The 15,826-nt window shown below is 45.9% G+C and carries 15 protein-coding genes and 1 tRNA gene; 7 read left to right on the forward strand and 9 right to left on the reverse strand.

The window, feature by feature from the left end; genetic code table 11:
- Positions 1-177: 177 nt before the first annotated feature.
- Positions 178-2,184: an excinuclease ABC subunit UvrB gene (uvrB, locus tag AC4IFB_RS13115; protein WP_490780396.1), complete on the reverse strand. Its 2,007-nt coding sequence runs from the start codon at positions 2,182-2,184 to the stop codon at positions 178-180.
- A 162-nt stretch (positions 2,185-2,346) separates the two neighbouring features.
- On the opposite strand from uvrB, the gene AC4IFB_RS13120 reads away from it, so the two are divergent.
- The 5 genes from AC4IFB_RS13120 to AC4IFB_RS13140 all read left to right on the forward strand — a co-directional run bounded on the left by AC4IFB_RS13120 (position 2,347) and on the right by AC4IFB_RS13140 (position 5,577).
- A complete protein-coding gene (locus tag AC4IFB_RS13120) occupies positions 2,347-3,534 on the forward strand; it encodes a pyridoxal phosphate-dependent aminotransferase (RefSeq protein WP_490780397.1) in 1,188 nt (395 codons plus the stop codon).
- 88 nt (positions 3,535-3,622) lie between these two features.
- Entirely contained in the window at positions 3,623-4,186 is a 564-nt protein-coding gene (locus AC4IFB_RS13125; RefSeq protein WP_490780398.1) for a GspH/FimT family protein, read from the forward strand.
- Positions 4,187-4,256: 70 nt separating this feature from the next.
- A tRNA-Asn gene (locus AC4IFB_RS13130) sits at positions 4,257-4,332 on the forward strand.
- 125 nt (positions 4,333-4,457) lie between these two features.
- On the forward strand, positions 4,458-4,877 hold the full coding sequence (locus AC4IFB_RS13135) for an SANT/Myb-like DNA-binding domain-containing protein (RefSeq protein WP_490780399.1): 420 nt from the start codon (positions 4,458-4,460) through the stop codon (positions 4,875-4,877).
- Between the two features lie 73 nt (positions 4,878-4,950).
- Positions 4,951-5,577: a hypothetical protein gene (locus AC4IFB_RS13140; RefSeq protein ID WP_490780400.1), complete on the forward strand. Its 627-nt coding sequence runs from the start codon at positions 4,951-4,953 to the stop codon at positions 5,575-5,577.
- An 18-nt stretch (positions 5,578-5,595) separates the two neighbouring features.
- On the opposite strand, the gene AC4IFB_RS13145 is transcribed toward AC4IFB_RS13140, so the two are convergent.
- From AC4IFB_RS13145 to AC4IFB_RS13170, 6 genes are all read right to left on the reverse strand, one after another.
- A complete protein-coding gene (locus AC4IFB_RS13145; protein WP_490780401.1) occupies positions 5,596-6,330 on the reverse strand; it encodes a hypothetical protein in 735 nt (244 codons plus the stop codon).
- Between the two features lie 20 nt (positions 6,331-6,350).
- Positions 6,351-7,196: a hypothetical protein gene (locus tag AC4IFB_RS13150; protein ID WP_490780402.1), complete on the reverse strand. Its 846-nt coding sequence runs from the start codon at positions 7,194-7,196 to the stop codon at positions 6,351-6,353.
- A 411-nt stretch (positions 7,197-7,607) separates the two neighbouring features.
- Positions 7,608-7,880: a hypothetical protein gene (locus AC4IFB_RS13155; RefSeq protein ID WP_490780403.1), complete on the reverse strand. Its 273-nt coding sequence runs from the start codon at positions 7,878-7,880 to the stop codon at positions 7,608-7,610.
- A gap of 75 nt (positions 7,881-7,955) precedes the next feature.
- A complete protein-coding gene (locus tag AC4IFB_RS13160) occupies positions 7,956-9,011 on the reverse strand; it encodes a hypothetical protein (RefSeq protein WP_490780404.1) in 1,056 nt (351 codons plus the stop codon).
- Positions 9,008-9,466 carry a hypothetical protein gene (locus tag AC4IFB_RS13165; protein WP_490780405.1) on the reverse strand — a complete coding sequence of 153 codons (459 nt, stop codon included), beginning with the start codon at positions 9,464-9,466 and terminating at the stop codon, positions 9,008-9,010. Before AC4IFB_RS13165 ends, AC4IFB_RS13160 begins: the two co-directional genes overlap by 4 nt.
- Positions 9,467-9,772: 306 nt before the next feature.
- Complete coding sequence (locus AC4IFB_RS13170; protein ID WP_490780406.1) at positions 9,773-10,423, reverse strand: class I SAM-dependent methyltransferase; 651 nt, start codon at positions 10,421-10,423, stop codon at positions 9,773-9,775.
- Positions 10,424-10,685: 262 nt separating this feature from the next.
- On the opposite strand from AC4IFB_RS13170, the gene AC4IFB_RS13175 reads away from it, so the two are divergent.
- Entirely contained in the window at positions 10,686-11,501 is an 816-nt protein-coding gene (locus tag AC4IFB_RS13175; RefSeq protein ID WP_490780407.1) for an alpha/beta hydrolase, read from the forward strand.
- A 670-nt stretch (positions 11,502-12,171) separates the two neighbouring features.
- Here AC4IFB_RS13175 and AC4IFB_RS13180 read toward each other — a convergent pair.
- Positions 12,172-14,256 carry an SGNH/GDSL hydrolase family protein gene (locus AC4IFB_RS13180; RefSeq protein WP_490780408.1) on the reverse strand — a complete coding sequence of 695 codons (2,085 nt, stop codon included), beginning with the start codon at positions 14,254-14,256 and terminating at the stop codon, positions 12,172-12,174.
- A gap of 246 nt (positions 14,257-14,502) precedes the next feature.
- Here AC4IFB_RS13180 and AC4IFB_RS13185 point away from each other — a divergent pair, with 246 nt between their 5' ends.
- Entirely contained in the window at positions 14,503-14,763 is a 261-nt protein-coding gene (locus AC4IFB_RS13185) for a hypothetical protein (protein ID WP_490778606.1), read from the forward strand.
- 68 nt (positions 14,764-14,831) lie between these two features.
- Here the strand turns inward: AC4IFB_RS13185 and AC4IFB_RS13190 are convergent, their stop codons facing one another.
- On the reverse strand, positions 14,832-15,638 hold the full coding sequence (locus tag AC4IFB_RS13190) for a proteasome-type protease (RefSeq protein WP_490778605.1): 807 nt from the start codon (positions 15,636-15,638) through the stop codon (positions 14,832-14,834).
- Positions 15,639-15,826 lie beyond the last annotated feature (188 nt).

A 15,826-nucleotide genomic window follows, 5' to 3' on the forward strand; every position in this document is an offset into this window, starting at 1 on the left:
TTGTGCAGAAGGTTGTTGGATACCTTTAAAATTGCATACTCTATGTGTGTAAAAGCACTGATTTCCTGCAAACTCCCAGCTTCTCTCCTTATCACTAAAGAATTGGAACCTTCGATATATACTGTTGCAACTCTCCAATCCGTTGAAAAATCAAACCCGATCAAACAATTACCGCCCCTAAGCAATCAAACCTTTACTTTGCAGATTCTTTATCTGATCCCGAATTCCGGCTGCCTCCTCAAACTCCAGATCCTGGGCATGGCGATACATCTGCTCCTCCAGCTGCTTTAATCGCTTCGCCATCTGCTTTGGGGTCATTTGAGCATATTCTGCCTCCTCCTCCGCGACCTTGGCGTATTTCTTGGGATTTACCTGCCCCCCGGGATAAGCACCTTCCATGATGTCAGAAATGGATTTAAGAATGGTCTGAGGAGTAATGTCATGAGCCTCATTGTACTCTTGCTGCTTCAGGCGTCGCCGCTCAGTCTCGTCGATCGCCCGACGCATCGAACCGGTCATCTTGTCAGCATATAGAATGGCCTTACCATTGGCATTACGCGCAGCCCTTCCAATGGTTTGGATTAATGAACCTTCAGAGCGTAAAAAACCCTCTTTGTCTGCATCCAGAATTGCCACCAGTGACACTTCCGGCATATCCAGACCCTCACGCAGCAGGTTGATACCCACCAGCACATCGAACTCTCCCAGTCGTAAATCACGAATAATCTCCACCCGCTCTACCGTATCGATATCAGAGTGCAGGTATCGTACCCGCACATCGTGATCCCCCAGATAATCGGTCAAATCCTCCGCCATGCGTTTCGTGAGTGTGGTCACAAGCACCCTCTCCTGCTGGGCGACCCGCAGGCGAATCTCAGAGAGCAGGTCATCGACCTGACTACTGGCCGGTCTGACTTCGACTTCCGGATCGACCAACCCGGTTGGCCTGACTACCTGTTCGATAATGGCGCCGGATCGTTGTGTTTCATAGTCCCGCGGCGTCGCACTGACATAGATGGTCTGGGGCGCCCGATACTCAAACTCTTCAAATTTCAGAGGGCGATTGTCCAGTGCTGATGGCAGACGAAAACCGTACTCCACCAGGGTCTCTTTTCTTGACCGATCCCCACGAAACATGCCGCCAAGCTGAGGAATGGTGACATGACTCTCATCAACCACAAGAAGTGAATTATCTGGCAGATAGTCAAACAGGGTTGGTGGCGGTTCTCCTGCTGCGCGACCCGACAGGTAGCGGGAGTAGTTTTCTATGCCTGAGCAATAACCCAGTTCGTTAATCATTTCGATATCGAATCGAGTACGCTGCCCAAGACGCTGCGCCTCTACCAACTTGTGGGCTGAATCGAGTTGGGTCAGCCGTTCCTGCAATTCAATCTTGATCTGATCCACAGCTGCCAATAGGGTCTCACGTGGGGTGACATAGTGGCTTTTGGGAAAGATCGAATAGCGAGGCACCTTGCGCAAAACCGCACCAGTCAGGGGATCAAACAGAGAAAGCTGCTCAATCTCATCATCGAACAGCTCAACCCTGACCGCCTCAGAGTCCGATTCAGCTGGAAAGATATCTATCACCTCACCCCGCACCCTAAATGTTGCACGGTGCAACTCAATATCGTTGCGCTTATATTGCAACTCAGCCAATCGGCGTAATATCGAGCGCTGATCGATCATCTCGCCACGACTCAGGTGTAACATCATGCCCAGATAGGAACGCGGATCACCCAAACCGTAAATCGACGAGACAGTGGCGACTATGATGGTATCTTTCCGCTCCAGCAGTGCCTTGGTGGCTGATAAGCGCATCTGTTCGATATGATCATTGATCGAAGCATCCTTCTCAATGAAGGTGTCAGATGCTGGCACATAGGCCTCAGGCTGATAGTAGTCGTAATATGAGACGAAATACTCAACCGAGTTTTCTGGAAAGAAATCCTTGAACTCTCCATAGAGCTGGGCCGCCAGAGTCTTGTTAGGCGCCAGCACGAGAGTCGGACGTTGCACCTCATTGATGACATTGGCGATGCTGAATGTCTTACCGGACCCGGTGACACCCAGCAGAGTCATGGCTGCTTCTCCATCCTCTAAACCCTCTACCAACCGCCTGATTGCACCAGGTTGATCGCCTGAGGGAGCAAATTTTGAGGTTAATTTAAACGCTTTGCTCATTTTGGGGATTCTTCATCGTGAATTAATTGGCTATTATGACATCCGGACAGCGTTATCATATTACCCTGATCGATCTGGTTGCAGGTCATATGAGTGTCTTTAACTTAAATCCGTCTTTCAGCCAATGTGCTGATGTTTGAGCAGCAGGGATCAATAACCGCCATGAATTCACAACTATCAAGTCGCGTAAAAGCCGTTAAACCCTCACCAACACTTGCAGTCACAGCCCGTGCCGCCGAAATGCGTGCCGCCGGCAAGGATGTCATTGGGCTCGGTGCTGGTGAACCCGATTTCGACACTCCGGAGCATATTAAAAAGGCCGCAATTCAGGCCATCAATGACGGATTCACCAAATATACCGCCGTGGATGGTACTCCAGGTCTAAAACAGGCAATCATCAATAAGTTTCAGCGTGATAACGGCTTTGAGTATGCAATGGACCAGATTCTGGTCTCTTGCGGAGGAAAACAGAGCTTCTACAACCTCGCTCAGGCCATCCTTGATCCAGGAGATGAAGTCATCATCCCGGCCCCCTACTGGGTCTCCTATCCGGATATGTCGATTCTGGCCGGAGGTGTGCCGGTACTGGTCTCTGCCGGGGCCTCACAGAAATTCAAGATCAGCGCCCAGCAGCTTTCAGCAGCAATTACAGACAAGACCAAGCTGTTTGTCATCAACAGCCCCTCCAATCCGACGGGTATGGCCTACAGTCGTGAAGAGTTAGCTGCTCTGGGTGAAGTGTTGAAAGAGCACCCAAGAATCATCATCGCCACAGATGATATGTATGAACATATTCTTTGGCCTGGCAACAGTTTCGTCAATATCCTGAATGTATGTCCAGAGCTGAAAGATCGCACCCTGGTGCTCAATGGCGTCTCCAAAGCCTACTCAATGACGGGCTGGCGTATCGGTTATGCAGGCGGCCCAGCTGAAATCATCAAGGCAATGAAAAAGATCCAGTCCCAGAGTACATCCAACCCCACATCCATCTCACAGGTGGCAGCACAGGAGGCTCTGGAGGGTTCTCAAGAGTGTATTGCCGAGATGTTGACCGCTTTCAAGGAGCGCCACGATTATGTGGTAGAACGGCTTAACAGCATGCCAGGCATCGACTGTCTGCCCAGTGACGGCACCTTCTACTGTTTTCCCAGAGTCGAAGAGGCATTGGCCGGTCTGGATGGGGTCAATAACGATTTGGAACTCTCTGAATACCTGATCTCGGAGGCTGGGGTTGCCCTGGTACCGGGAACTGCATTTGGTCTTGCGGGGCATGTACGCATATCAATCGCCACCAGCAGAGAGAAGCTTGAAACAGCCTTGGACAGAATTGAAGCTGTATTGAAAGGCTGATACTTTAGTTTTACTGCCGGATACCTATCCGGCCTCAATTCAAAACGGGCGCAGGATGCGCCCCACACAACTCCAAGGAGGGAGATCCATGTCTCACCCACGCCTGACTTCTGCGCTTAACAATCGGGGCCTCACCCTGATTGAACTGATTACCACCCTTGCTACATTGACGCTGCTTATCGCGCTGGCCACCCCATCCCTGCTGACCCTGACACTCAGAACTGAGCAAACCACCTCCGTTAATGGCTTTCTCAACCATTTCTACCTGGCTCGAAGCCTTGCAATTCAGCAAGAGCAGCATCAAGTCATCTGCCCCAGCGAAGATGGGATGCAGTGCCTGGATCAAGGCAATTGGAGCCGAGGTTTAATCGTCTTCGAGGATAGAGATAGAAATGGCATTCTTGACCAGACTGACCCAATACAAGGCAAATACCTGATACCGGAAGAGTCGAAAATTGAGATCCACTCAAGCGAATACCGTAAACGGGTGATCTATCACGGTGATGGCCGACCCAGCGGCTATAACCTGACACTGACATTCTGTGCTCCTGAAGAGCAAATAGAGCCCAAGGCACTGATTGTCAACAATGTAGGACGGATCCGGATTTCCGAGCAGGGACCGGGTGGATCAGCACTCAAATGTGGCTCTTGATTGTACTTTTTATTCAGAAACTATTGACGCTAAGGCTCAGTCTCATTATTATGCGCCCCTCTCGAACAATTCCCCGGTAGCTCAGTCGGTAGAGCGGGTGACTGTTAATCACTAGGTCGGCAGTTCGAGCCTGTCCCGGGGAGCCAATATAAAACAAAGGGTTAGCGAATTCTCGCTATCCCTTTTTTTATGCCTGAAAGTCTATCTTGTCACTTTTGTTGTCACTTTTTACAAACGCTTAGTAACTACTGACTAATTGGAGTGTAGAGACATGGCAAGGCGTTGGTCAGCTGACGAAGACAACTTACTCAGAGAGCATTACCAGGATCATGGCCTGCAATGGGTAGTGGATCGTCTGGCCAATCGTTCCCGGGCTGCTGTGGCAAAGCGAGCCATGAAACTGGGTATCCGCGGAAGGAAATGGACTGGTGCTGAGGATTACGTCATTTCTGTCTGCTATGAGAAGTTCGGTGCCGCCTACTGCCGGCGATACATGCCAAAACGGACCGAAATCGCGATTATGAGCCGTGCCAGGCGCCTCGGTGTGATTAGAGACCGTAAATATCATAATCGGGACATGATTGAGTCACACGATGAGATCGGATGCCTGCAGGCGGCCATAAAAACAGGTTGGTTGCTCAAACCTGTGGGTCTGCCGAAAGAATTTTTTGATTTGAAAACTTCCAGATAATTGATTTAAATTTTACAACTCATACAAAAAAACCACCTTAACTATCAACGATACCTCATCAGTAGGCTAAAACATGGAAGAAAATGAAACTAAGGCAAGATTCTTTAAACACAGACGTAATATGCTTCTTCTTTCAGGGATTTTTGTATTTTTAACGTTGTCCGGCGGATCGCTTGATAGCATAAATATTTTAGGAACAAAGCTAACGTTTCAAAATCCAGAAGCACCGCTAAATATCATAGTGATATGCATGATTTACATGCTTATCAAATACATACAATTTTTATCTGAAATGGGCGGCACAGGCATAAAGAGAAGTGTAAAGTCTATAGTAGAGTTAAACTTAAGAAGCTTCTTGAAATCACGAGATGATAGTAGACTTGGAAAAGATAGCGGGATACCTCAGCATAATTATGACATCATAAGTTACATTAACTATTTTACTTACACAGTTAAACTAAATTTAGACGAAAAAATAGTAAGAAAGGTCACATCTGGGCCCAACAAAAATCTAATACCACTCGAGCGCACAGTAGGATTTAATGACTTATGGACAGTGTATCTAAAAGCGTATCTAGGTGTTGTATTTAAAACAGTCTGGTTTGCAGAATACATACTCCCAATAGCATTGGCTATTTGTGGTTTTGTTTTGTATTTCTTTCCGGATATAGTCCCTCAGTTTTTCTTGAGCACACCATAATAAGCTTCCTTTCTTCATTTATAGTGACAACATATCACTTGCTTTAAATATCAACTGTTTTCTGATTTTCAGAAGATCCTCAATGCCAAGTATATCTTTAACTTTATGCGTTACCGCTTCGACACCACTTTTATGAGTATCATCATCTACATCCCCTTGCTCATCATAAGTTGGTTCAATTCCTATCCCAGTTATCTCAAATAGCAAGTTGTATTGCTTTTCGATTCTTTCTTTCTTATTCTCAGCATAAGCTTCTGTCCCTCTAACTTGTTTTTCAAAGTGTGCATTTGCCCCAAGCCTCCTTAAGTTCTTCTCAAAATCACCTAGTGACTTATTAATATCATCATTCAACCATACTATATATTTTTCACGCAGATTATAAAGATTACGTGCATGCTCCAAAGCCTCTGGTGTAGCCCCCTTGCTAAATAGTGTATATACAGCGTCTTGCACTTCCTCTATATACTGCTCGCAAAACTCCACATGCTTATCAAATGCTTTGATTGCCATATGAGAAGCTGCCCCAAGTGAAAACTGAAACTCACTTTGTTGTAGCTGTTTATTTCTTTCATGTGCAGCCTCATCTCTTATAAGTTGAAATACAGCTCCTATTAGTGCGATAACACCCGGCGCTGCTAAGACTGAACTCATTATTTCAGTGGTTTGTAGATAGTAACTTGCAAAAAATGAAACCCCACAAACCAGAAAGTAAAGAAACACCCTTAGATAGTTATGTATTTTTTCAGATTTCATAGCTGTTCTTTATTGGTATCTTAGAGATAAGTACAGAATTTCCTAATATTTTCTATATTCACTGACTGTAAGAATCTGTTGCATTCCTGAATGATGTTTCTCGCACTTTTTAATCTTAGATCTATTTTATTGATCCAATTATGCCACCTCTTTAAATCTTCGAACTCCAGATCGTCTGGATTGATTTCTTCAAAAGCATGGAGCTCATCACCAAGTTGTTTTTTTAATATAGTTCTCAGCTTTTTATACGATTTGACAGCAGAAAGGCCTGATATTATGAATACTGTTTCGGTAGTATAATTAGCGTTAGTTCCAACAACTCCACTACTTCTATCATCTTCTGTCACCTCGAAATCACGAGTAACTACTGCATTTGATCTTTTTGCACGATCTAATAACCGCCTTGTAATATCCTCAGAAAACAATCTAGTCATCTGAGCGTTCATTTGTGAATAACAGTCATCTGCCTGCCCATCTCCTTTAGACAATAACTCTACTTGGTCTTTAGTATCGAGAAGCGTGTTTTGTGTGAATCTGATTTCTTCTCGATATCTCTGTGAATTCATGTCTTTCTTGAAGACATTTAAATGCTGAGAGAAATCAACTTTAAATATTTTCCTACCGCATACATTCCCTATGTTTGTTTCCCGACCATCTGATAGTGTAATTAGATAACCTCGATTATGCTTTGTACCACAACTTTTAATTCCACAAGGCTGTTTTGGAGTTATGCTGTACTGACCAATTATCCTTCCAATTTCAACATCATCTGAATCGACTTTTTGTTCAAAACCTGGCCTAGTAAGTAGCTCTTCCCAATCTGTTACATCAAAAAAATACTTTCCATCTTCACTCAGTTTTATCATTTATTATCCCTAAATTGATTGATTTACCATGGATTTACTATTTTACATTAACAAAATCAGTCAGATAGCTAAAGAGAGTTTCTAATCATGATAGAGCGCAATAACCGGCACATGATGTCCCTGTATAATAGATACGTCTCACAGCACCCCCATCACTAGGAACCGACTCCTGCGGCCTGATTGTTCCCAGGGAGCGCTGTGCTCTCACTAATTAGTAGGCAATGAAAAGGCCCACCAACATGAACCCAGGTTAGAAGCCCGGGGGGCTGGCAGGCCTTTGACCCCCAGGCAGGGCGGGCTGATTCCGCGGGCTCTAAGGAGTCAGTGCACCCACAAGCAGATGGTGACAATTACCGTGGCATTGCAGGGCGCACTAGGAATATAGTTGATTTGGGCCTGGTTTGGAACTATTCACCCACCCAGCAAAGTTCGAGATTTTCCTGCACCGCCAGGAAGCCCGAGCGGACTGCCAGATCTGCGTGTTGAGGATTGACCGCCAGAAGTTGCCGCACGTCGAGCCAGGTTGCCTGCGTCTCTGACAGATGCATCTGCAAAGGTCGGTGTCCGGGGTTTTTCTTTACGTGCTTTTTTCTGTTCAGCGACTAACCGTTTGTTATTCCTATTGCTTGCATAAGCGCCAACTACTGCCGACCCTACTGCCGCAATTGCCGTTGGTTCACACATCTCTAAACCTCCAAAATGTTATCAATAAAAAAAAGACCTGTGATTACAACTTAGTAGTTGTAAGCTTCAGGCTGCCTATTCTGCCACCTGCTCAGCAATCTGATGTAGGTGCAATAGGTTTTGAAATGGCATCAGCCTGGCCAGCTGCTCGGGATTGAGATTCCCCTCTACTGCCCCGAGACCAACCCCCACAACCCGCTCAACCTGCTCTGGGGTTGGTCCCAGGAAGGTACCGGTGATGTTCCTTGCGGTAAATCGGGAAGGTGTGTCACCGGTGGCCATGCGGCCCCAGTTGAAGGGATAGGTCATCAAGCCCAGGACACCGGATCGATCCACACCCTCAGCTACCCACCCTTGTGGATTCTTGGGCTGTTCTGCTCCTCTCACTGCATTTTTCACGTAGGCGGTCAGCATTCCGATGAACACACTGGCCAGGATTCCTGTCATGAAGGCCATATCATGGCGCTGCAGGCCGTTGATCAACATCCGGTTCTGAGAACTCATGATGAAACTCTGGAACTGAAAAGCCATCTTTCCCACCTCGGTGGATGCCACCAGGGGCTTATCGCCTACCCCGGGCTGTATGATGGTGTGCTGCACCTCAGAGCGAACCGCAGCTTCAAAGATCTCTGCGGCCTCGGCATCGGTCCACTCGGCGGTATTGGCGATCCGTAAGCCACCATCTGTGATGCCATGTGCTCTGAACTGCTCATTAACACGGACCAGCATATTTTCATCCAGGCCTGCCCGGGCCATGATCTGATTCTGGTGCTTTGTACGTCTCGCATAGCTACCCCATTTCAGGAAGCTGTCGACTGTCATCACACCGGCAAACTGCTTCATACCACCATTCCAGGCATTTAGGAGCGAAACCTTACCAAAGACATTCATCGCCTTCTGCTGGCCGGCCTGCATCATGTCCTGAGCATCAGCGATTGCTGCCATCCTGGAGCCAGTAGTCATGTCTAAACCCACACCCCAACGCTTGAGCTCTGCCCGGGAGAGATTAAATCCCTTCACGTTGCCGATGATCTGAGTCATTCCTTTGGCGAACGGCCTCAATCCTAATTCCATGATTGGCCTGGCCATATCGGGGAGATTTGAGACAACAGCACCGCCCTGCATGGTCATGGTGTTCCATGCTCGGATCGATGCTCCTGCCTTGACCAAGGATCCATGGGTCGCTCATACTGCCCTGTGAGTCGGTCTCTCATGGCTTTCAGGTCTCTAAATACAATAGAGCGCTCCTTCTTGAGGCGTTTTGCCTCTGCTCCAGTACTCTCAGCAATCAAACGATCGTATTCTGTCGAGATATTGGAGGAGGCATATCGCATGTTCTTTGAACCAAAGACCTTGGTCAGCTCGATATCACTACCAATCTGCTTGAGATAGCGAGAGATCAAGACCCGGCTGTCATTAACTAGGTAGGACTCGAGCAGCATATTCGGGATATCAATGGTTCGTTCTTGCAGAGCGCCGGCCTTGGGTACCAGGTACTTTGGTAAACCGGTGCCCTTAAGACCTCCATGGAGGAATACATTCCGGATCACCGATTCTGCGATGTCTTCAGCCGTATCCAGGGCCACCAATTCACTATCAGGAACGTTGTATTGCAGATAGTCAGTATCAGCTTTTTGAATCCCTGCAGGTCTTCAGCCAACTTCTCGTAGTCATAGACCAGGGGTGCATAGCTGGCACCGTCTTTGGTCAAGGTATTGGGCTGTGGATTGCCAGCGAGTCGATTACCCAGGGTATGTACAACCTGACCACGGGAAAGTTTCGCAATGTATTGATTTCATGAAGATTGCACTCTTAGATGAAGATCCGGGAACTATTAGCACTCACCCTCAGAGCAAGCTGCAGGGCGACAACTAACGATAAAATAGTACAACTTACCGTATAAACTTCAATATATGTCCCTTGAACTCTTGACTCAGATAATCTGTATGTAGCGGCTTGTATTGGCTCGATCTATATCCCAAGTCAGTCATTCGAGAACTTAGTTTATTCTTACGACCACGTCCGGGATCAACAAGAATAACTTCGCAATTTGGCTTTGCATGCCGCTCAATGAACTTGGCAAGCAATTCGATATGTTGATCCTCATATAAAATATCACTACCTATGATCAAGTCAAAAAGCCCAAGATGGTCGTTTTTATCTGACCAGTCGACACGCTCAAATGGAATAGGATCACCATCATTCAGTAGTGTATTTCTTACCAAAAAATTCTCCGCTTCTGGATGATAGTCAGTAGCGGTAATATCTGCAGAACGCTTGTTTAAGATCAAGCTGGATAGCGCTATACCGCATCCAACCTCTAAAATCCTTTTTGAACCGATATCATAATCAAATATCAAATTAGCAAGAACCAGACTGGAGGGCCATATCACACCAAATAGTGGCCATGTTGCAGAGGATATCCCCAGCTTTTCAGCAACCCCATCAGGATCATGAAACTGTTGATTATTACGCAGAGTACAAAGGTGGATGTCAGTCTTCCCAAACTCTATTGTTTGGTAATTTAAGCGGAGCTGTGTCATTGATTTACCTGATATAATTGGCGCCAAGCCAGCTATCCAGGATAAATGACGAAACGAGAATATCGTTCCAGTGTAAACCACCGTAGCTAAAAGGCAATATTATTTATTGCCAAGATCAATGATCATGCAGCTATTATTAACCCGGCGACTAAGTATGTCGTCTTCAGGGTTTCAAATGAATCATGCGGTAAACTTGGTTGATTTGTTAAACTGGAATAGTGACCATGAGCATTTAACGGATCATCAATGAAAGGCATCAATTTTGTTCAGTTCTAATTTCAAGAAAGCTACACTGTCGGCAATTTTTGTGGCTTCCCTCTTCTATCTTGCAATCTGTCTCTATTATTACCTTAACCAAGAACTGATTATATTCCCGGCCAGTAAAATCGATCCCGGCACTGAAATTAATTTTGAGTTAAAGCATAAAGAGATCTTTTTAGCCACTCCAGACGGTGCCAGGTTAAATGCTGTACTTTTCGAAGCTGAGAACCCAAAGGGAGTAGTGCTGCATTTTCATGGCAATGGCGAAAACATGCTGAATATGAACTATGTAGCAGAGCCATTTATCTTACGAAATTACAGCTTCCTGGCCATGGACTACCGATCTTATGGAAAGAGCACCGGTAATTTAAGTGAAGAGAAGCTCTATTCCGACGCTGCACTGTTCATGCAATACCTGGAAGAGTCAGGATGGAGTGCTTCCGACATAATCATTTATGGCCGCTCGATCGGAACCAGCATTGCGATACAGTTAGCCTCCAAAAACACTCCCCGAGGCCTTATCTTGTATTCACCATTCTACAGCTTAAAGTCTCTGGTCTCAGAAATACTCCCTTTTATACCTGTTGGAGTGATTCTCAAATACCCACTAGACTCTGCAAAATATATGAGCAAAGTTAACTGCCCTGTTATTATGTTCCATGGTGATTCTGATTCAGTAGTCCCTCTTTCGAGTGCTGAAAAACTCTCAAAAATAAAAGGCAGACTGGTGATTTTTAAGAATGGCACTCATGAAAACCTTACCAACTATCCTCAGTTCTGGAGTGAGGTTGACAATTTTCTGCTTGGCTTAAAGTGACAACAGTTTTCAGCTTGTTAAGTATTCCAGCACGAAGCAATTTTTTAGTTATATTTTGCTTTGCCAGTGAACCAACGCCATAAAGCTTCCCTGCAATGGTGAACGCGAAATTTTCTACTCACAAATAGAAGTGGTTTGTATTCATGTCATGGTTATCAGTGATAATAAAAATAGGAACTGAAGAGGTGGATAAGAATAAAACTGTGGAGCATGGTCCTCCTACGCTTCACCCTGATACTCGAAAGAGAGATAAAACAGGGTATAGCCCACTGTTGTCCCATTAACTTTCAATCTTCTCAGAACAACTCTGAAAGCCCCTCTCCCTTTACGGGAGAGGGGTTGGGGAGAGGGTGTACGCGAAGCGTTTCATGTGGTTGAAAGAGAAAAACTGCATTGATCGTTCATATTTATCTTGCTGATTGTTGGGGAAAATAGAGTGTTCATTCTCCCCCTCTCCCGAGGGGAGTTTCTCTCCCCACCTATTCAAGATACTGATGACTTATAAGTTTTTTCTAGCCGTGACCCTCTGCTTTACGATGCTTTTCATGTCTCAAATATCAATCAGCAATAGAAACCAACAGCAATGAATCAGTTACAGCCGTAATAGTTAAAGTAAGAGGGACAGCAGTGGGGTACAGCCTATTATCACAGGACCTTGCTAGCAGTTGCATCACGATCTCAACTCAATTTGCACACCTATACCACTGCTTCCATCAATCTCCGCCCCCCCTGGCACATTCAAGGTTAAGTATAATGTCTCCCCGCCTGTCTGTATCGGTAGCCAGATACTCTCGAATGATAGAGGTATGCTCTCCAATGTATCACTTTTTTTAATTACCACATCGCTGACTATCCTGTCATGGGATTGACCTGCGGGCGCTCTTGAAAATGAGAGTTGATATTGACCAATATCGGTTACATTAATAGTACAAAACCCTCTTAGCTTGAAACTGCTATATCCCTGTTGATCAACAATGGTAACTGCACCATCACTCTCACCAGTAATAACTGTGCTTGGCGCTTCATCTATCTCACGAATAGTGACTGTATTTGTAAACGGAATGTTGTGCCAACCCCCACCCAGCAGTTGCATACTCTCTGTTCGAATCAAGCTGACAATATCTACAATTCTGGCGGGCTGAGGATAGTTACCTTGAACTTCAACATCAAACGGACCAAAGACATCATTGCCGATCTTGTATTTGATATGCCAGCTCCCCGCAGCCAAACCAATATTTTGCAGTGAGCTGATATGCGCACCCGTTGCTGAAACCAATGTTGGAGGGTTATTGCGATTCCAGTTGGATGGCTCTGAGACTCCATCTAACCAGAGCTTTGTTGAGATCTCATAATCAGGCCATAAGTTGTTCAACACCACTAAAAACAGATCATCTTTGGATCTGTCTATAGTCTCGGTCAGGCCGATGGTTGGGCGCTGCTCATTTGCCCAGTATTTAATGTTGTAGATCAGGTTGGTATCACCATAAACATTCAGCCACATGGGATACTCTCTGCCAGAGAGGTATTTTGTATCGACATCATAGCCATCCCTGCCGATATCAAGCTTGATTGCTGAACTCCATAACAGATCAAAGTCAGTAAAATCACCCAGTTTCCTGATATTTTTCAGCGCCGGGAGGGTTTCTCGGATTGTGCTGTTGGTCTGTAGCGCTTCCCATACGCGACTCATTATGAAGTAGTGTCCCCAGGAGTTTGGGTGATATCGATCGTGTGAGAGTAACCCCAACCTTGCGGGGCGAAAGTAGTTAGTGTTGATCACCACATCTGCAAGACTACGACACTCTGCATCCAGGGCTTTCCAATCCCTCAACCTCTCCTGCATGCGAGGTGAGAGTAGCTTGTCGACCTCTTCGTATTCAGAAGTGTAGAGCCCCGATTCACCTGGCTGGGTACTGGTCTCATGCATAACAGGTACGCAGTACTTTTTCTTGATCCTCTCAATAGGTTTTCTTGAATGGCGCTCTTCATCGTATGGAACCAACCTAGAATAGATCAGCAGAGAATCAGGATTGTGCACCCTGAAATAGCCAAAGAGTGCCTGTGCATCAGCAATCATCTCTGTCTGAGACCTGCCACCCAAGCCAAGAATGGCGTCATTTATACCTAGCTCAACGATGATGGCATCAGGATTCGATTGACTGGTAAACTCGGCATAGGTCTGACCTGTCAATGGGTCTGCTCTGTTTAGAGCGTACTGATAGGTTATTGCACCCGCTCCGGTATGATTGAATACAACATTCACCCCCTCTACAGCCAATGCCCCATTGATGTGGTCAACCCAGGTCTCCCGCCACGGAAATACCACTTCACTTGATCCCAAGACCGCAACTTTTGCAGCTTCAGTTGTTACCAGGGCTCGATTTGTCTGCTGCACCATCATGGTCAGCTTATCCAACGCCTGCTCTGTCAGTTCGGGGCTATAGGTGATCTGACTTCTCAAATCAGTGGTTTGAAGCAGATCTACAACACGTTGGATCAGCAGTGATTCATCCATCGCCAGGGGGCCGTTGCTGCCGGGATAGTCCACTGCACCACCAGGGTTGTTTTCCTGATCCAGGTTGAGAGTCACTGTATAGTCATCTCCCTGGGCCAGTATCATTTTAAATCCATTGGCTGCGATCATAGTGACCACAACATGCGCAGGATCGAGCAGAGGAAACGAAAACTCAAAATGGGTGGTGAGCCCATCACCATAGACTGGACCTGAGACGAGAGTAGTGGTGTTTACGGTCATATTGGCATCTTCCTGTGAGTCCTGTTGAGTGTCATTCGCTACTCATAATCCCCATCAACCGGCGACTCAAGAATCACCGACCACTTAATAACATATTGATTTACTTATCATATTTTATATATTGAACATCTAGATATTATTTTGCGCTATTATCCAGATAGGGAGATCAAAATTACCCAACATGATCGAACAAATAATAATGTCAGAAAATGACTGAATAATCTCAATGTCGAGGGGAAAGATGTGATGTCATTAGAAAAACGCGTAGGTTTGGGGCCAATCCCCAATTCTCCTGAGATGTATATCAATGAAAAACAAGTCGACGGAATGTCTATCCTGAAGAAATTCGGCTGGAAATTGGTTTGCATCAGAAGAGCACAAGCAGGGAAAGTGCTGACTTTGCTGAAGAACCGTTTTGATAAGACAGTAGGCGTTCTGGGGGAAGACGGTATCCTCCGACTTCAACCAGAGATCAGGATACGCCATAGCAGGTATGCCGACCACTAAGCATGAGCTTGACTTGTTTACGTCAGAAGTGAGAATCGCCCTGATTTATTATGAAGTTCCCTAAAAATTCAGTCATAGCTTTTAACTGGCTCTGAAGTCTGATCTTGACATTGATTAAGCTCAAGACTTGACTGAATTTCCGCAGTCTCCCATTCAAAGCGAGGAAGATTGGCAAAGGACTGGATCAGACCATTGGTCCAGGCTGCCTGAAGCTCGTTGAGGTACTCCCCCTGCTCTTCAAACTTACACCGACTGGCAAGCTGGAAATCATTTGCTCGATAGAGTGAAAGCTCATAGGGTGGACCCACAGTAATATTGGACATTGTTGTGGAACTGAGTGAAACCAGTGCCAGACGCGCGCAATCATTCAGAGGCAAGTCGTGGCTCAATACCCGATCAAGTACCGGTTTTCCATATTTGGTCTCACCAATCTGCAGATAGGGTGTGCTTTTCGAGGCCTCAATATGGTTACCTTGCGGATAAATCAGCATCAAACCATGGGGCTGTCCTTGAATCTGACCACCCAGTATCAGTGATACCTCACCACTGACCCCGGCTTGTTGAAGCACGCTGCTGTGTTGCTGCTGAACCTGCTGGCTGACACGTCCCACATAGTCTGCCGCTTCGAAGAGGTATCTTGCTGACAGTAGACTATCGACTCCTGTTGGGTAATCAATATCCCGCTGGATTATGTTCACAATCTCCTGGGTAGTCGCCAGATTTCCTGCTGACAGAATGACAAACAGCCGATCCGGCGCCGGATTGAAAAGATGCATTTTCGAATAGGAGGTGACATAGTCTACACCGGCATTGGTACGGGAGTCGGAAGCGAACAACATGCCATCCTTGACACAAATACCGAGACAATACGTCATAGAGTAACCTTATTAAGTTTTTTGGGTATAGATCTGTTTTAAGCAGGATATTTCTGGCCTTGCATCTTAATACAAACTGGAAAGCTGTGGATACCATTTACTCAACCTTTTGCCCCTCAAATGAGTTACAACACTGGCATAAAAACTGCAATAATTCTCCCCAAGCATTGAAATAGGTATTCAGTGCA

The sequence above is a fragment of the Candidatus Thiodiazotropha sp. AKIB8 genome (assembly GCF_058244675.1).